This is a genomic window from Burkholderia sp. Nafp2/4-1b, from assembly GCF_003635165.1.
Lineage (GTDB): Bacteria > Pseudomonadota > Gammaproteobacteria > Burkholderiales > Burkholderiaceae > Burkholderia.
In genome coordinates, this window is record NZ_ML058606.1 from 193,042 (window position 1) to 210,155 (window position 17,114).

At 67.5% G+C, this 17,114-nt stretch carries 17 protein-coding genes; 12 read left to right on the forward strand and 5 right to left on the reverse strand.

Going from position 1 to position 17,114, the window contains the following annotated elements:
- Positions 1–11 precede the first annotated feature (11 nt).
- Positions 12–1,592, reverse strand: a complete 1,581-nt coding sequence (locus C7H84_RS16835) for a sodium:proton antiporter (protein ID WP_121859834.1) — start codon at positions 1,590–1,592, stop codon at positions 12–14.
- 25 nt (positions 1,593–1,617) lie between these two features.
- Positions 1,618–1,878, reverse strand: a complete 261-nt coding sequence (locus tag C7H84_RS16840; RefSeq protein ID WP_121859835.1) for a XapX domain-containing protein — start codon at positions 1,876–1,878, stop codon at positions 1,618–1,620.
- A 284-nt stretch (positions 1,879–2,162) separates the two neighbouring features.
- Between C7H84_RS16840 and C7H84_RS16845 the strand changes: the two genes are divergently transcribed.
- Complete coding sequence (locus C7H84_RS16845; protein ID WP_121859836.1) at positions 2,163–2,849, forward strand: hydrolase; 687 nt, start codon at positions 2,163–2,165, stop codon at positions 2,847–2,849.
- A gap of 139 nt (positions 2,850–2,988) precedes the next feature.
- On the opposite strand, the gene C7H84_RS16850 is transcribed toward C7H84_RS16845, so the two are convergent.
- Positions 2,989–3,912 (reverse strand): LysR family transcriptional regulator, encoded by a 924-nt coding sequence (locus C7H84_RS16850; protein WP_121859837.1) that lies wholly within the window; start codon positions 3,910–3,912, stop codon positions 2,989–2,991.
- 102 nt (positions 3,913–4,014) lie between these two features.
- Here C7H84_RS16850 and C7H84_RS16855 point away from each other — a divergent pair, with 102 nt between their 5' ends.
- From C7H84_RS16855 to C7H84_RS16880, 6 genes are read left to right on the forward strand one after another with little or no spacing between them, the layout of a single operon-like run.
- Positions 4,015–4,182 carry a DUF1427 family protein gene (locus C7H84_RS16855; RefSeq protein ID WP_121859838.1) on the forward strand — a complete coding sequence of 56 codons (168 nt, stop codon included), beginning with the start codon at positions 4,015–4,017 and terminating at the stop codon, positions 4,180–4,182.
- Between the two features lie 19 nt (positions 4,183–4,201).
- The gene (locus C7H84_RS16860) at positions 4,202–6,094 is read left to right on the forward strand and encodes an amidohydrolase (RefSeq protein WP_121859839.1); all 1,893 of its coding nucleotides are present in this window, start codon (positions 4,202–4,204) and stop codon (positions 6,092–6,094) included.
- 1 nt (position 6,095) lies between these two features.
- Positions 6,096–6,548, forward strand: a complete 453-nt coding sequence (locus tag C7H84_RS16865; protein ID WP_121859840.1) for a DoxX family protein — start codon at positions 6,096–6,098, stop codon at positions 6,546–6,548.
- A 26-nt stretch (positions 6,549–6,574) separates the two neighbouring features.
- Complete coding sequence (locus tag C7H84_RS16870) at positions 6,575–7,489, forward strand: glyoxalase (RefSeq protein ID WP_121859841.1); 915 nt, start codon at positions 6,575–6,577, stop codon at positions 7,487–7,489.
- The gene (locus C7H84_RS16875) at positions 7,486–8,184 is read left to right on the forward strand and encodes a YoaK family protein (protein ID WP_121859842.1); all 699 of its coding nucleotides are present in this window, start codon (positions 7,486–7,488) and stop codon (positions 8,182–8,184) included. The genes C7H84_RS16870 and C7H84_RS16875 overlap by 4 nt, the downstream gene beginning before the upstream one ends.
- The gene (locus tag C7H84_RS16880) at positions 8,181–9,740 is read left to right on the forward strand and encodes an alginate export family protein (RefSeq protein WP_121859843.1); all 1,560 of its coding nucleotides are present in this window, start codon (positions 8,181–8,183) and stop codon (positions 9,738–9,740) included. The genes C7H84_RS16875 and C7H84_RS16880 overlap by 4 nt, the downstream gene beginning before the upstream one ends.
- A gap of 113 nt (positions 9,741–9,853) precedes the next feature.
- Here the strand turns inward: C7H84_RS16880 and C7H84_RS16885 are convergent, their stop codons facing one another.
- The gene (locus C7H84_RS16885; protein WP_121859844.1) at positions 9,854–11,440 is read right to left on the reverse strand and encodes an acid phosphatase; all 1,587 of its coding nucleotides are present in this window, start codon (positions 11,438–11,440) and stop codon (positions 9,854–9,856) included.
- Positions 11,441–11,663: 223 nt separating this feature from the next.
- Between C7H84_RS16885 and C7H84_RS16890 the strand changes: the two genes are divergently transcribed.
- From C7H84_RS16890 to C7H84_RS16900, 3 genes are all read left to right on the forward strand, one after another.
- On the forward strand, positions 11,664–13,034 hold the full coding sequence (locus C7H84_RS16890; RefSeq protein WP_121859845.1) for a cytochrome c peroxidase: 1,371 nt from the start codon (positions 11,664–11,666) through the stop codon (positions 13,032–13,034).
- 113 nt (positions 13,035–13,147) lie between these two features.
- Positions 13,148–13,534, forward strand: coding sequence for a hypothetical protein (locus C7H84_RS16895; RefSeq protein ID WP_121859846.1), 387 nt, complete (start codon positions 13,148–13,150; stop codon positions 13,532–13,534).
- 11 nt (positions 13,535–13,545) lie between these two features.
- Positions 13,546–14,016, forward strand: a complete 471-nt coding sequence (locus C7H84_RS16900; RefSeq protein ID WP_121859847.1) for an NUDIX hydrolase — start codon at positions 13,546–13,548, stop codon at positions 14,014–14,016.
- Between the two features lie 127 nt (positions 14,017–14,143).
- Here the strand turns inward: C7H84_RS16900 and C7H84_RS16905 are convergent, their stop codons facing one another.
- Positions 14,144–15,853, reverse strand: a complete 1,710-nt coding sequence (locus C7H84_RS16905; RefSeq protein WP_121859848.1) for a glutamine--tRNA ligase/YqeY domain fusion protein — start codon at positions 15,851–15,853, stop codon at positions 14,144–14,146.
- A gap of 253 nt (positions 15,854–16,106) precedes the next feature.
- Here C7H84_RS16905 and C7H84_RS16910 point away from each other — a divergent pair, with 253 nt between their 5' ends.
- The gene (locus tag C7H84_RS16910; protein WP_006497729.1) at positions 16,107–16,316 is read left to right on the forward strand and encodes an ornithine acetyltransferase; all 210 of its coding nucleotides are present in this window, start codon (positions 16,107–16,109) and stop codon (positions 16,314–16,316) included.
- 182 nt (positions 16,317–16,498) lie between these two features.
- Entirely contained in the window at positions 16,499–17,053 is a 555-nt protein-coding gene (locus C7H84_RS16915) for an alpha/beta hydrolase (RefSeq protein WP_121859849.1), read from the forward strand.
- The last annotated feature ends 61 nt before the right edge of the window (positions 17,054–17,114 follow it).

Consider the following 17,114-nt stretch of genomic DNA (forward strand, 5'->3'; position numbering starts at 1 on the left):
CGGCCGGCGCGTCAGGGTTCGAGCAGGCGCTGCAGCCGCAGCTCCTCGAAATCCAGCTCGGATTCTATGCGGTGCAGCACCGCGTCGTCGACCCGGCCGTCGCGATGCAGGTCGAGCAGCGCGTCGCGCGACACGCCGACCAGTTCCAGCTCGACGCGCAGCATCCGCGCGCGCACGTCGGCGGGCTCGGCGCCGTCGCGATGCGCGCGTTCGTTGAACGCGACGCGGCTTCGGTATTCGGCCAGCAGCCGGTCGAGCGACGCGCGTTCGAGGTTCGAGCCGCGCTGCTCGCGCGCATCGAGCTCGGCAAGCGCCGCGCCGAACGTATGCGCGCGCACCGCGTGCTCGGACATCGTGTGCCGCGCGGCCGGGCGCAGCTTCAGCAGGCGGATCAGCGGCGCGAGCGTGCCGCCTTGCACGACCAGCGTCGCGATGATCAGCAGAAACGTGCTGAACAGGATCAGGTCGCGGCCGGGGAAGTTGGCAGGCAGCGCGATCGCGGCCGCGAGGCTCACGACGCCGCGCATGCCGGACCAGCCGAGCACGACGGCCTCGCGCCACGACCACGGTGCATGGCCCGCGCGCCGAGCACGCAGGCGCCCCGGCAGCCACATCGCGACGAACACCCACACGAGCCGTGCGGCGATCGCGGCGGCGGTGGCCGGCAGAGCGACGCGCAGCCCGGCCATCAGCACCGCGCCTTCATGGTTCACGCCGGCGAGGATCGCGTGCAGCGCGAGGCCGATCAGGATGAACACGAGCGCGTCGAGGACGAACACGATCGCTTCCCAGGTCGCCTTGGCCTTGATCCGCATGTCGGCGCCGAACACGCGATGCTGGCGCACGCCGAGCACGAGGCCGCAGGTCACGACCGACAGCACGCCGGAACCATGCACGGCTTCCGCGATCCCGTAGCTGCCCCATGCCATCGCGAAGGTCACGACGATCCCGAGCATCGGCTCGCGCAGGCGCTGCAGCACCCAGCACATCGCATGGCCGCACGCGAGGCCGACCGCGATGCCGATCAGCGTGAGCGAGAAGAACAGGCCGGTGGCGCTCGCGGTCGTGATCGTGACCGCCAGCGCCGCCGACACGGCCATCTGATACAGCAGCAGGCCGGACGCATCGTTCACGAGGCTTTCGCCTTCGAGCACCGCGACGAGCCGCGCGGGCAACGGATGGCGCTGCAGGATCGCCTTCGCGGCGACCGCGTCGGGCGGCGACACGATCGCGCCGAGCGTGAAGCACGCGGCCCACGGCAACGTGGGATTGACCGCATGCACGGCGAGCGCGACCGCCACCGTCGTGAACACCACCGCGCCGAGCGCGAGCGATGCGATCGCGCCGAGCTCGTGCCGGAATTCCTTCCATGCGGTGTAGAAGCCGCTCGACATCAGCAGCGGCGGTAGCACGGCGGCGAGCAGCAGCGCCGGGTCCATGTCGGGCACGCGCTTGCCGGCGACGGCCACCACGCAGCCGCCGAGCAGCAGCACGACGGCCGGCGGAATCGAGATCCGTTCGGCGAGCCACGTGAGCGCACCCGCGCCGCAGATCAACAGCAGCAGGTAATGAAACAGCTCGACGTTGGTCATGCGCGGCGCAGGGTGGTGCGGCGCATCACGACGGCTTGCGTTCGTTGGTGCTACCGCCCGGCAACGCGCCGAACATGTGCTGGCTGCACTTCGCATCGCGCCATGCGGCGTTCAGCCGGTGGCCGGCGAGCATGCGCCGCGCGACGGGCAGGATCTGTTCGCCGGCGAGCATCCCGAGCAGGCCGGTGAGCGCGATGATCGGCGGCGCCGGCGAGTTCACGCCGATCGCGCCGTAGATGACGCCGGCGAGGATGCCGGCGAGCAGCGAGAAGACATGGGCTTTCATGATGGGCGTCTCGTGGTCTCGTGATCGGACGATGGGCGGCGACGCGTGCATCGCCGAGGTCCTGGAAGCGTATCGGGTTTACGTGAAGAAAAAAAGGGCGGATTGCCCTTGATCGACCGCCTATTCTGGAATCCCAGTGATTCCATTTGTTGGATGTTCTCGCCAGAGGATTGCGGTTTTAATGAATCGAGACGGACGACGCTGACCCGACGTAGTACCTGCTCGAAGCCTCTCGCGTTTGCGGCGAGGCAAGACCCCCTTTCCATTCCAAGGATGATCACGCCATGAGCAACCCGAAACTTGAAGTACTGACGCCGCACAACAGCCAGCTGATCTTCATCGACCAGCAGCCGCAGATGGCGTTCGGCGTGCAGTCGATCGATCGCCAGACGCTGAAGAACAACGTCGTCGGGCTCGCGAAGGCCGCGAAGGTGTTCAACATCCCGACCACGATCACGACGGTCGAGACCGAGGCTTTCTCCGGTCACACTTACCCCGAACTGCTCGACGTGTTCCCGAACCAGAAGACGCTCGAACGCACGTCGATGAACTCGTGGGACGACCAGAAGGTGCGCGACGCGCTGGCCGCGAACGGCCGCAAGAAGGTGGTCGTGTCGGGCCTGTGGACCGAAGTCTGCAATACGACGTTCGCGCTGTGCGCGATGCTCGAAGGCGAATACGAGATCTACATGGTGGCCGACGCATCGGGCGGCACGTCGCAGGCCGCGCACGATTTCGCGATGCAGCGGATGGTGCAGGCCGGCGTGGTGCCGGTCACGTGGCAGCAGGTCCTGCTCGAATGGCAGCGCGACTGGGCGCGACGCGACTCGTACGACGCGGTGATGGCGATCGCGAAGGAGCATTCGGGCGCATACGGGATGGGCGTGGACTACGCATACACGATGGTCCACAAGGCACCGCAGCGTACCGCGACGCCGCACGAGTCGATCCCGGCCGTCCCGGCGAAGTAACGGGCGACGGGCAACCGGCATACGGGCATCCGGCATACGGGCATCCGGCGTACGGGCATCCGGCGTACGGCGACCGGCGGCGGGCGACGGGCAACCGGCAACGGGCATCCGGCCGCGATACGCGCCGGCCGTCGCCCGCTCAGTCCGCCGGCACCGCCCACGGCGCGCGCGAGAAATGTTCGGCGAGAAACTCCAGCAGCACCGTCACGCGCGCGGCGCGCAGCATGCCGGGCGGCGTGACGAGGTTGACGTTGATGTCGGCGATTCTCCAGTCGCACATCACTTCCTCGAGTTCCCCGCGCTGCAGCTCGTCCCACACCAGGAACTCGGGCTGCAGCGCGAGCCCGTGCCCGGCGACGAGCGCGGGGACGATCACGTCGGCGTTGTTGGTGCGGATGCGTCCGTGCACGTTCACGCCGAAGTCGTCGCCCGATGCCGCGTGATGAAAGCGCCAGTACTCGGGCGTCGGCAGGTTCGTGTAGGTGAGGCACACGTGCTGTTCGATGTCGCGCGGATGCTCGGGCCGGCCATGCCGGTCGAGGTACGCGGGCGATGCGACGAGCGGCCGGCGCACCGCGCACAGCCGGCGCGAGCGCAGCGACGAATCGCTCAATTCGGCGATCCGGACCGCGACGTCGAAGCCGCCGGACACGATGTCGACGATGTGGTCGGTGAGCACGAGGTCGACGTCGACGCGCGGGTAGCGTTCAAGAAACGCCGGCAGCACCGGCGACAGATGGTGCAACCCGAACGACATCGGCGCGTTCACGCGCACGAGGCCGTGCGGCTCGAGCGCCTGCGCGGTGGCCTCGCTCTCGATCAGTTCCGCATCGGCGAGCAGCCGGATCGCGCGGTCGCGCAGCAGTTCGCCGGTCGGCGTGAGCGACAGCTTGCGCGACGTGCGGTACAGCAGCATTGCGCCGAGGCGCTTTTCGAGGCGCGCGATCGCCTTCGACACAGTCGGTTGCGACACGCCGAGCAGTTCCGCGGCTTTCGCGAACGAGCCCGTCTCCGCGACGCGCGCGAAGATGGCCCAGGCTTCGAGATCAGGAAGGTGTTGCATGGTCGGACAGGGTGGCAGCGAAGCGAAGTGGATGCGGCGACAGCACAGGATGCGGGCGGCGCGAAGCGGCTCATTCTAATCCGGCCGGGAGAATAAATCGTTATGGAATCTTATCTATTGTCGTTGGGGGCCGGCGTGCTGATCGGCGTCGTGTACAGCGTGATCAAGGTGCGCTCGCCCGCGCCGCCGCTGATCGCGCTGATTGGGCTGGCCGGCATGCTGATCGGCACGCAGGCAATCGGCGCCATTCGCCACTGGCTCGGCTTCTGATCGCATCGAGGACATATCAATGAGCGCAACCGATACTCAACCGGATCTGATCCTGCACAACGGGCGCATCACGACGCTCGATCGTGCAAACCCCGTCGCGACCGCGGTCGCGATCAAGGACGGCCGCTTCGTCGCGGTCGGCAGCAACACCGACGTGATGCCGCTCGCGGGCCGTGCAACGAAGGTGGTCGACCTCGACGGCCGCACGGTGCTGCCGGGCCTGACCGACAACCACACGCACGTGATTCGCGGCGGCCTGAACTACAACATGGAACTGCGCTGGGACGGCGTGCGCTCGCTCGCCGTCGCGATGGAGATGCTCAAGCAGCAGGTCGCGATCACGCCGGCGCCGCAATGGGTGCGCGTGGTCGGCGGCTTCACCGAGCACCAGTTCGCGGAGAAGCGCCTGCCGACGATCGCCGAACTCAATGCGGTCGCGCCCGATACGCCGGTGTTCATCCTGCACCTGTACGATCGCGCGCTGCTGAACGCGGCGGCGCTGCGCGTCGTCGGCTATACGAAGGACACGCCGGAGCCGCCGGGCGGCACGATCCTGCGCGACGCCGCGGGCAACCCGACGGGCCTGCTGCTCGCGAACCCGAACGCGACGATCCTGTACGCGACGCTCGCGAAGGGGCCGAAGCTGCCGTTCGACTATCAGTACAACTCGACGCGTCACTTCATGCGCGAGCTGAACCGGCTCGGCGTGACGGGCGTGATCGACGCGGGCGGCGGCTCGCAGAATTATCCCGACGATTACGAAGTGATCCGCAAGCTGCACGACGCGGGCGAGATGACGATCCGGATCGCGTACAACCTGTTCACGCAGAAGCCGAACGCGGAGAAGGAGGACTTCGTCAACTGGACGAAGACCAGCAAGTACCACGACGGTACCGATTACTTCCGTCACAACGGCGCGGGCGAGATGCTGGTGTTCTCGGCGGCCGACTTCGAGGACTTCCGCGTTGCGCGTCCGGACCTGCCGGCGCAGATGGAAGACGATCTCGAAGGCGTCGTGCGCGTACTCGCGCAGAACCGCTGGCCGTGGCGCATGCACGCGACCTACGACGAAACCATCAGCCGCGCGCTCGACGTGTTCGAGAAGGTGAACGAAGACATTCCGCTCGAAGGGCTGAACTGGTTCTTCGATCACGCGGAAACGATCTCGGAGAAGTCGATGGACCGGATCGCCGCGCTCGGCGGCGGCATCGCGGTGCAGCACCGGATGACGTACCAGGGCGAGTACTTCGTCGAGCGCTACGGCGCGCAAGCCGCCGAGGCGACGCCGCCGGTCGCGAAGATGCTCGGCAAGGGGCTCAAGGTATCGGCCGGCACGGACGCGACGCGTGTCGCGTCGTACAACCCGTGGGTGTCGCTCGCGTGGCTCGTGACCGGCAAGACGGTTGGCGGCATGCGCATGTATCCGCAGCGCAACCTGCTCGATCGCGAAACCGCGCTGCGGATGTGGACCGAGTACGTGACGTGGTTCTCGAACGAGGAAGGCAAGAAAGGTCGGATCGCGGTCGGGCAGCTTGCCGACCTGATGGTCCCGGATCGCGATTTCTTCACCTGCGCGGAGGATGATATTGCCGATACGACCGCATTGCTGACGGTGGTCGGCGGGAAGATCGTGTGGGGCGCGGGGCCGTTCGCGTCGCACGATGCGCCGATTCCGCCTGCGATGCCGGACTGGTCGCCGGTGCGTGCATACGGCGGCTATGGCGGCTGGGGCGCGACGCAGCGCGAGGGCGCGCCGCTGCAGCGCGCGGCAGCCGCCGCTGCCGCGTGCGGTTGTTCGACCGCGTGCGGCATGCACGGCCACGCGCATGCGCGTGCGTGGGGCCGCGCGTTGCCGACCACGGACGCGAAGGGCTTCTGGGGCGCGTTCGGCTGTTCGTGCTGGGCGGTCTGACATGACGACGCGCCCCGTCTACGGCAATCCGGTGTGGATCCGCGCGCTGCTGTCGCAGCCGTGGGTCCTGCCGCTCGTGCGTCTCGCACTGGTGTCCGCCTTTCTGCTCGGCGGCGTCGCGAAGGCGCTCGACTTCAACGGCGCGGTTGCCGAACAGGCGCATTTCGGCCTGCATCCGGCCGCGCTGTGGGCGGCACTGGCGATCGCGGTCGAGATCCTCGGCTCGCTGTGCGTGGTGTTTCGCCGCTTCACGTGGCTCGGCGCCGGCGCGCTCGGCATGCTGACGCTCGTCGCGATGGTCGTGGCGAACGATTTCTGGAACCGTTCGGGCGCCGAACATTTCATGGCGCTCAACAGCTTTTTCGAGCATCTTGGGCTGATCGCGGCCCTCGTGCTCGCCACCGTGCTCGACGATGCCCGGCAACCGGCCGACGACGGCCGCTCCATTCGATGACAATGCAACAACCAGGAAATCCCGTGATGAAATCCATTCGTTCCGTGCTGCTGGCCGCGATGCTCGCGGGCGGTCTTGCCGTCGCGCCGGTGGCGTTCGCGAAACCGCCGGTGCCGGCGGCGGCCACGCCGACGGTGGCCGTCGGTCCGCAGTACGACACGACGCACGTGTGCGTCGCGCCCGAAGACTTCGACCGCTTCACCGACAGTCTGGTCGCGACGTTCGGCGGCACCCGATCGAAGCAGGGCGTGTTCCAGGTCACGCCGACGCCGAGCCAGACGATGTCGCAACTCGTGCTGACGCCGGTCGGCACGGTCTCCGTGTTCGGCTTCAAGACGCCGATCCCGTATCCGTTCTGCGCGGAGCGCACCGGTTACCTGGTGACCGACATGGACGTTGCCGTGAAGTCGGCGCGCGAGCATGGGGCCGACGTGATCGTCGACACGTTCCCCGATCCGATCGGCCGCGACGCGATCATCGCGTGGACGGGCGGCGTGAAGATGCAGCTCTACTGGCATACCCGGGCGCCGCACTACGACGCGCTGCAGACCGTGCCCGAAAATCGCGTGTACGTGTCGTCGCAAAGCGTACGCAAGTTCGTGCACGATTTCGTCAAGTTCTCGAATGGCAAGGTGGTGTCCGACAACCTGAAGGCGCCGGGCATCGAGATCGGCCGGCCGAACGACACGTATCGCCGGGTCCGGATCCAGTCGGGCTTCGGCAAGATGACCGTGCTCGTGACGGACGGCCATCTGCCGTATCCGTTCGGGCGCGAGATGACGGGCTACGAAGTGCCGGATCTCGCCGCGACGCTGAAGAAGGCCGAAGCCGCGGGCGTGACCGTGCTCGTGCCGTCGTTCGCATCGGACGGCCGCGATGCGGCGCTCGTGCAGTTCCCGGGCGGCTACGTCGCCGAAATCCACGCGAGCGCGGCGCAATGAAACACGAGGACACCATCCTTGCCGCGGTCGCCGGCTTCGTCGATACGCTGAGCTTCGTCGCGCTGTTCGGGCTGTTCACCGCGCACGTGACGGGCAACTTCGTGCTGATCGGCGCGGGCATCGCGGGCTTCGGCCAGGGCGTCGTGCTGAAGCTCAGCGTGTTTCCCGCGTTCGTGTGCGGCGTGATCGCGGCCAGCCTGATCGCGCGGTCGATGTCCGGGCGGCCGGCGTGGCAGGGCACGCGCACGCTGCACACCGTGCAGGCCGTGCTGCTGCTCGGCTTCTGCGCGGCCGGCGTGTGGGCGACACCCGTCACGCAGCCCGACAGCCTGCCGGCGCTCGTGGCCGGCATCGTCGGCACGTTCGCGATGGGCGTGCAGAACGCGCATCCGCGCGTGATCGTGCGCGCGGGCGGCGTGCCGAACACGGTGATGACGGGCAACGTGACGCAGGCGATCCTCGATGTCGTCGACATGCTGTCGCCCGGTACCGCCGAGAGCGCGCGTGCTGCCGCACGGGCACGCTTCGGCAAGATGCTGCCGGCGATCGTCGCGTTCGCGCTCGGCGCGGCATGCGGTGCGCTCGGGTTCCGCTACGTCGGGTTCCTGGCGTTGCTGGTGCCGGTCGGCGCGCTTGCTGCGCTTGCCCTGTGTGCGGCGCAAGCGGCCGGTACGACCACGCAGGAGCGCGCATGATTGAGCGGGGACGGAGGAGACACCACAGCCGCCGGTTCGAACGGGCCGCGCGTGTGACGATCGCCGCGGGGCTGCTGTTCGCGGGCGCCGACGCGGCGTTCGCGGAAACGGCGGCGCCATCGACGTCGGCTTCGACGCCGGCGCAAGGACCGGCGCAAGAACCAGCGCAAGAACCGGCGCCGGCTTCGGCTGCGTCATCGGCAACCACACCGGCAACCGCACCCGCCACCGCATCGACCTGCACCGCCAAGCGCCCCACGGTGCTGTTCAACCGCTGGCAGGAAGACTGGTCGGTGCTCGCGAATCCCTGCGTGCCGCGCGCGCGGCTCGACGGGCTGAAATACATCCCGCTCGGCAACGATCCGCAATCCTATCTGTCGCTCGGCGTGAACCTGCGCGAGCGGCTCGAGACCAACGACGCGCCGCTGTTCGGGATCGGCTCCGCGCAATCGGATACGTACGTGATCCAGCGCATCGAAGTGCATGCCGATGCACATCTCGGCCAGCACTGGCAGTTCTTCGTGCAGTTGGAGGACGCACGCGCGTTCGGCAAGAACACGGTGTCGCCGGTGGACAGGAACCCGCTCGATCTCGAACAGGCGTTCGTGACCTATACGGGCGCGCTCGGCGGCGGCACGTTCAAGTTCCGCGTCGGCCGTCAGGAGATGGCGTTCGACCTGCAGCGTTTCGTCGCCGTGCGCGACGGCCCGAACGTGCGGCAGGCGTTCGATGCGGTGTGGGCCGACTACGAATACGGGAAGTGGCGCTTCATCGGCTATGCGACGCAGCCGGTGCAGAACCGCAACGCATCCGATTTCGACGACGTGTCGAATCGCGACCTCACGTTCAGCGGCGTGCGTTTCGAGCGGAAGTCGGTCGGTCTAGGCGACCTGTCCGGCTACTGGTCGCGCTACAACCGCAGCAACGCGCGTTTCCTCGATGCGAGCGGCCCCGAGCATCGCGACGTGTGGGACGTTCGCTACACGGGCACGCAGGGGCGCTTCGACTGGGATCTCGAAACGATGCTGCAGACCGGCACGGTCGGCAATGCCACGATCGGGGCGTGGGCCGTCGGTTCGATCGCCGGCTACAAGCTCGACGCGCCGTGGTCGCCGCGCATCGCGCTGCAGGTCGATGCGGCATCGGGCGACCGGCATCCGCATGACGGCCGCGTCGGCACCTTCAACCCGCTGTTTCCGAACGGCTATTACTTCACGCTCGCCGGCTATACGAGTTACGCGAACCTGATTCACGTGAAGCCGTCCGTGACGCTGAAACCGTCGGCGAACCTGTCGCTGCTCGGCGCGCTCGGTTTCCAGTGGCGCGAGACGACGGGCGACGCCGTCTATCAGCAGCCGAACATCCCGGTGCCGGGCACGGCAGGCAAGGGCAGCCTGTGGACGGGCATGTACGTGCAGCTGCGCGCGGACTGGACGATCGCCGCCAACCTGATCGGCTCGATCGAGGCCGTGCATTTCCAGGTGGGCGACACGATCCGGCAGGCAGGCGGGCACAACGCGGACTATGCGGGCGTCGAGCTGAAGTACGGCTGGTGACGGCGGCGCGCGGCAACGTGCACGCGGCATGAAAAAGGGCAGCCCCGTGGGGCTGCCCTTCGTTCGTCCGGGCCGACAGCGTGGCCGGCCCGTTCGCGGTGAGGGTGATGCCGTTACAGGTTCGGCGACAGCACGAGCGCGTTCGTCAGGTCGCCCATCGGCTGCGAGCCGTTCGCCTTCAGCGCGTCGTCGCGCTGCTGCAGGCCCGCGAGACGCGGCAGCGAGAAGCGGCGCGTGATGAGGCGCAGGATCGAACCCGTGTCGTACTGCGTGTGGTCGACGAAGCCCTTCTTCGCATACGGCGACACGATCAGCGCCGGAATGCGGGTGCCCGGGCCCCAGCGATCGGCATTCGGCGGCGTCGCATGATCCCAGAAGCCGCCGTTTTCGTCGTACGTGACGACCACGACCATGTTCTTCCACTGCGGGCTGGCCTGCAGGTGCGCGATCACGTCGGCGATGTGCTGGTCGCCTGACGTGACGTCCGTGTAGCCCGGGTGCTCGTTCAGGTTGCCTTGAGGCTTGTAGAACGTGACCTGCGGCAGCGCGCCCGCATCGATCGCCTTGATGAACTCGGCGCCGTTCGCGCCGCCGTCGAGCAGGTGCTGCGCGCGGCTCGCGGTGCCCGGCGCCTGGTTCGCGAAGTAGTTGAACGGCTGGTGGTGCGGCTGGAAGTTCGGCGTCGACAGGTCGGCGCCGTAGATCACGTTCGACGTGCCGTTCTGGCTCGCCTGCAGCGCCTGGCCCCATGCGCCGCTATACCACGCCCACGACACGCCTGCGTTGGTCATCAGGTCGCCGATGTTGGTCGCCGTCTGCGGCGGCATCGTCGACGGATTGGCCGGATCGGCGAGCAGCGGGTCGCCGCCCGCGGCCGCCTTGTTGCCGCTCGGCTGATACGCCGGCTGCATCGTGTTGATGCCGTAGAAGTCCGGCGTGAGCGCGCCGTCGTTGACGAACTTCGGCGGGCCGCTCAGCGCGGAGGCCGGCGAGTTCGTCGCGACCTTCAGCGACTTGCCGTCGGCGTTCAGCACGGCGATCTTGCCGGCTGCCGGGCTCTTGTCGGCGTTCGGGTAGAACGGTGCGCACGCGCAGACCAGGTACTGGTGGTTCAGGAACGAACCGCCGAACGCGCCCATGAAGAAGTTGTCGGCGAGTACGTACTGCTGCGCGATCTTCCACAGCGGCAGCTTCGACGGATCCGGCGTGTAGTGGCCCATCGTCAGGCCGCCCGCATCGGTCCACGCGGCGTACATGTCGTTCTTGCCGCCGTTGATCTGCATCTGGTCCTGGTAGAAGCGGTGCACGATGTCGCGCGTCGCGATGCTCATCGACTGGTTGAAGCCGTTCGGATCGTCGATCGCGAACGGCGCGTTCGGCAGGTTCGCCGTCATCGCCTCGGTCACCGCCAGCGTGATGCCGGTCGCCGTCAGGCCGCCCCAGATCTTCGGCAGCGTCGCCAACGTCGAGCCGTCGCGATCCTTCTGCACCGAGTTCGCGGCCGTCGCGTTCTGCAGACCGTTCGCGCCCGGGAAGTTGCCGTACAGGTTGTCGAAGCTGCGGTTTTCGGCGTAGATCACGACGACGTTCTTGACGGCCGACAGGCCCTGCTGCGTGACATCGTCGCCGCCGCAGGCAGTCAGGCTGAGCGCGGCCGCAAGGGCGATCGGCGTGTAGCGAATCCAGGCGTGCTTCTTCATGCGATGTTCTCTCTCATTCGGCGGTGGTCGCGTGTGGGAACCGGGTGGCGGGAGGGCCGGCGCACCAACCTCGCGGTACCGCCCGGCTGCGCGCATTATCTGGAACCGATTTGACAGCCGGGTGTAGGGGCGCTTTCAATTGACTGTCGGTCGAACGTCATCCAGCGGTCACGGAACTGACATAAGCTCCGGCCGATTGCCCACCGCTACAAGAAGAACGACGATGCACAGCCTCCTGAAGTCCTTCGCGTCCGCTCGAACGCTGATCCCCGCCGCCGCCACGCTGGCACTTGTGGGCGCACTCGTGGGCACACTCGCGGCGCTCGCCGCTTGCGATGCGCGGCCCGGCGCGAATGCGGCGGTCGCGTCCGTCGTGCCGGCGGCTCAGGCAGCGCCGGCCGCGCTTGCCGCCCCGGCGGTCGCGCCGGCCGGCCAGCCGCAGACACGCGCGCAGGTGTTCGAAGGCGTGAAGCAGATGACGGCACTCGGCAAGCAACTGTTTTTCGATCCGTCGCTGTCCGGGTCCGGCAAGCTCGCGTGCGCGTCGTGCCATAGCGCCGAACATGCGTTCGGTCCGCCGAACGCGCTGTCGGTGCAGCTCGGCGGCGACGACATGCACCGTACCGGCTTTCGCGCGGTGCCGTCGCTGAAGTACCTGCGCGGCATTCCGCCGTTCAGCGAGCACTTCCACGATTCGCCGGACGAAGGCGACGAAAGCATCGACGCGGGTCCGACCGGCGGCCTGACCTGGGACGGTCGCGTCGACACGCGCGATGCGCAGGCGCGCATTCCGCTCACGTCGCCGTTCGAGATGAGCAGCTCGCCGGCACGGGTCGCGAAGGCGGTTCGCGCCGCACCGTATGCCGCTGCGTTCCGCAAGGCTTTCGGCGACCAGGTGCTCGGCGACGACCAGGCGACGTTCGGCGCGGTGCTGCGCGCGCTCGACGCATTCCAGCAACAGCCGGCGCTGTTCGATCCGTACACGAGCAAGTACGACGCGTATCTGGCCGGCCGCGCGCAGCTCACGCCTGCCGAGCTGCACGGGCTGCAGCTGTTCAACGACGAAAAGAAGGGCAATTGCGCGAGCTGCCACATCAGCCAGCGCACCCTCGAAGGCGGCCCGCCGCAGTTCAGCGATTTCGGGCTGATCGCGATCGCGGTGCCGCGCAATCGCGCACTGCCGGTCAATCGCGATCCGCGCTTTCACGATCTCGGCGCGTGCGGCCCCGAGCGCACCGACCTGAAGGGCCGCGACGAATTCTGCGGGCTGTTCCGCACGCCGTCGCTGCGCAACGTCGCGCTGCGCAAGACCTTCTTCCACAACGGCGTGTATCACTCGCTGGAAGACGTGATGCGCTTCTACGCCGAGCGCGACATTCATCCGGAGAAGTTCTATCCGGTCGTGCACGGCAAGGTGCAGGTGTACGACGACCTGCCGAAGCGCTATTGGCCGAACATCAACCGGGAGCCGCCGTTCGACCGCAAGCGCGGCGATGCGCCCGCGCTGAACGCGGCCGAGATCAAGGACGTGATCGCGTTCCTGAACACGCTGACTGACGGCTATCAACCGGCGGCCACGTCGGCGGCGCGCTAGAAGACGTTCGTTGCGGCACGCATGCTATGCTCGCTCGCTGACAGGCGTGGCGCGTGCCGATTCACCGGCCGCGCGCCGCGCCGTTCGATCGAACATCCAAGGAGAACAAACACATGTCGATGCGTGCATCCCTTTCCGTCGTCACGCGCGTGCTGGCCGGCGCCGCGTGCGCAGCCGCGATGCTGCCCGCCCACGCACAGAGCAACCTGGGCTTCCTGAACGACACGCCGCTGGCCTACTTCAGCAAGACCGATCGCGCGTCGCTGGCCAAGGCCGTCGCGCAGGCGCGCGACGAAGGCAAGGACGGCGAGACCACGACGTGGCAGAGCAGCGGCCGCGGCACGCAGATCGATGCGAAGCTCACGCCGTCGACGTCCGAGAACGACGGCAAGACCTGCCGCGAGATCGCGACCGAAATCGCCGCGAAGGGCCAGACGATGACGCTCAAGCCGGTCTTCTGCAAGACGGCCGCGGGCAAGTGGCAGCTGCAGAAGCGCTGAGCACGCGTGCGATGAAGCGTAGCGGTGCGACCCGCACGGTATCGTGCGGCGTCGTGATCCTCGACGGGGCCGGCCGCGTGTTCCTTGCGCATGCAACCGATACCACGCACTGGGACATCCCGAAGGGGCAGGGCGAGCCAGGCGAGACGCCGTCCGATGCGGCGTTGCGCGAGCTGCGCGAGGAAACCGGCATCGAGTTCGACGCCGCGCGGCTGGTGGATCTCGGCCGCTTCGCCTACCGTCACGACAAGGACCTGCACCTGTTCGCGGTGCAGGTCGCGGACGACGAGATCGATCCCGCGCACTGCACGTGCACGTCGCTGTTTCCGAGCCGCCGCGATGGCTCGCTGATTCCCGAGATGGACGCGTATCGCTGGACCGCGCCTGCCGACGTCGATGCGTATGCGAGCCGCAGCCTCGCCCGGCTGTTTCGCACGACGCTGTCGCTCGCGGATCTGCATCGGCGGCTGGCGGGAGAGTGAGCGTAGCCAGCCTGAGCCTGAGCGGCCCGCAACGTTTTCCGCACACGCAATAAAAAACGGCCCGAAGGCCGTTTTTTTATCGCCGCGCGACGCGCGCCTCACGGCCGCCGTCGCGCGGAGCGAGCCGTCAGGCCGGCTTGCCCCAGCTGTCGCGCAGCCCGACGATCCGGTTGAACACGGGCTTGCCCGGCTTCGAATCGACACGGTCTGCAACGAAATAGCCGTGGCGCTCGAACTGCAGGCGCGTTTCCGGTGCGACGTCGCCGGCGCCCGGTTCGACGAAGGCTTGCGTGACCTTCTTCGAATCCGGATTCAGCGCCTCGAGGAAGTTCGCGCCGCCCGCGTCCGGGTGCGGCTCCTTGAACAGCCGGTCGTAGATCCGCACCTCAGCCGCCTGTGCATGCTTCGCGCTGACCCAGTGGATGTTGCCCTTGACCTTGTACGTGTTCGCGCCTTCGGTGCCCGACTTGCTGTCCGGGAAGTAGTTGCAGTGCACGGCCGTCACGTTGCCGTCGGCGTCCTTGTCGAAGCCCGTGCATTCGATCACGTAGCCGTAGCGCAGGCGCACCTTGTTGCCCGGGAACAGGCGGAAATAGCCCTTCGGCGGGTTCTCGACGAAGTCCTCGCGTTCGATCCACAGCTCGCGCGAGATCGGGAACGTGCGCACGCCGCGGTCCGGATGATGCGGATGCACGGGGGCCGTGCATGCTTCCTCGAGGTCTTCCGGATAGTTGTCGATCACGAGCTTCAGCGGATCGAGCACGGCGACCGAGCGCGGCGCCTTGTCGTCGAGGTCGTCGCGCAGCGCGCCTTCGAACACGCTCATGTCGATCCACGAATCGACTTTCGTCACGCCGATCCGTTCGCAGAACAGGTGAATGCTCTCCGGCGTGAAGCCGCGGCGGCGGATCCCGACGATCGTCGGCATGCGCGGGTCGTCCCAGCCTTCTACGTGGCCCTCGGTGACGAGCTGCAGCAGCTTGCGCTTGCTGGTGATCGCGTACGTGAGGTTCAGGCGCGAGAATTCGATCTGCTGCGGCAGCGGCCGCGCGAACACGCCGGCTTCCGCGAGCTCGTTCAGCACCCAGTCGTACAGCGGGCGGTGATCCTCGAACTCGAGCGTGCACAGCGAGTGCGTGATGCCTTCGAGCGCATCCGAGATGCAGTGCGTGTAGTCGTACATCGGATACACGCACCATGCGTCGCCGGTGCGGTAGTGGTGCGCATAGCGGATCCGGTAGATCACCGGGTCGCGCATGTTCATGTTCGGCGACGCCATGTCGATCTTCGCGCGCAGCACGTGCTCGCCTTCCTTGAACTCGCCAGCCTTCATCCGGCGGAACAGGTCGAGGTTTTCCTCCGGCGAGCGGTCGCGGAACGGCGACGGCTTGCCGCCTTCGGTCAGCGAGCCGCGGTTCGCGCGCATCTCTTCCGCGCTCTGGCTGTCGACGTACGCCTTGCCGCGCTGGATCAGCAGTTCGGCGAATTCATACAGCTTGTCGTAGTAGTCGCTCGCGAAATACTGGTGATCGACCGCATCCTTGCGCCAGTCGAAGCCGAGCCAGCGCACCGCATCGACGATCGAATCGACGTACTCGATGCTTTCCTTTTCCGGGTTCGTGTCGTCGAAGCGCAGGTGGCACACGCCGCCGTAGTCGCGCGCGACGCTGAAGTTCAGGCAGATGCTCTTCGCGTGACCGATGTGCAGATAGCCGTTCGGCTCGGGCGGGAAGCGCGTCTCGACGCGGCCGCTCCATTTGCCGGTGCGGTTGTCGTCGTCGATGATGTTGCGGATGAAGTTGGAAGCCGCGGGGGCGTCGTTACGTTCGGTGCTCATGCGGTTGGCGTCAGGTTGTGGCGGCGCAGCGCGCCGGTTTAATCCCGTAATTCTACCTGACCGGGGTCGGTACCGCGCGGGTTGCGGCGCTGCAACGCGACGGTGCGCGCTGCGTACCGCAATATCTCCAGTGTGTGTCGGCTGTAACACGACGTAAATCGGATTGCCCGCCGCATTCGGCTTTTCCTATGATGCCTTCACCGAATCAATGCCGCCATTCACACTTTTGCGTGGCGGGAGGAAGCCAATAATCATGATGAAGAAGACCACTTTTCTCGTTCGTACCGCGGTAATCGTCGCGGCCCTGTCGCAACTCGGCGCCTGCGCGATGACGCATACGCAGCGTAATGCCGGTATCGGCGCAGCCGCGGGCGGCGCGCTCGGCTACCTGATCACGGGTGGCCCGGTCGGCACCGTTGCCGGCGCGGCAGCAGGCGGCCTGGTCGGCGCCGGCGTGCGCTGATCGAAGCCGGCGCGCATGAGCGCCGACCGGTCGTGACCGCGCAGGTCGCGCGTCACGACCGAACCATCCTCCGCACATCCATTCCGCGATTCGACAGGCAGCGACAGGCAACATCAGGGAGGAGCGGGTGTGCGACACTTCGTCGACGTCATATAACGACTTCATTCGCCGACGAACCTTCCATGAGTGACTCTCACGTTTTCGTGTTGCCGGGTTACGGCAACTCCGGTCCGCTTCACTGGCAAAGCCGCTGGGAGCGTGCCGATGCGCGTTTCGTACGCATTGCGATGCCCGACTGGGACCGCGCGTTCCGCAACGGCTGGTGTCTCGCGCTCGACCGGGCGGTGGAAGCCGCGCCGGGGCCGGTACTGCTGGCCGCCCACAGTCTCGGCACGCTGACCACCGCATGGTGGGCGACCCGCTACGCACGGCCGGCCGCGCTCGAGAAAGTGCGCGGCGCGCTGCTCGTCGCATTGCCGGACCCGGCCGGGCCGGCGTTTCCCGTCGACGCACACGGCTTCGGGCCGGTGCCGCACGAACGGCTGCCGTTTCCGACCTGCGTGGTCGCGAGCGGCGACGATCCGTACGGCTCGATCGCATTCGCGCGCGGTTGCGCGAACGCGTGGGGCAGCACCTTCCATGATCTCGGCCCGCGCGGCCATATCAACGCGGACAGCGGGCTCGGTGACTGGCCGCAGGCGCGCGGCTGGCTCGACGCGCTGGCGGTCGCAGGCTGACCGTGGCGTGCGGGCAGCGCAGGGCCGCCGGATCGCCTGCTTCGCCTTCAACGCCGCGATC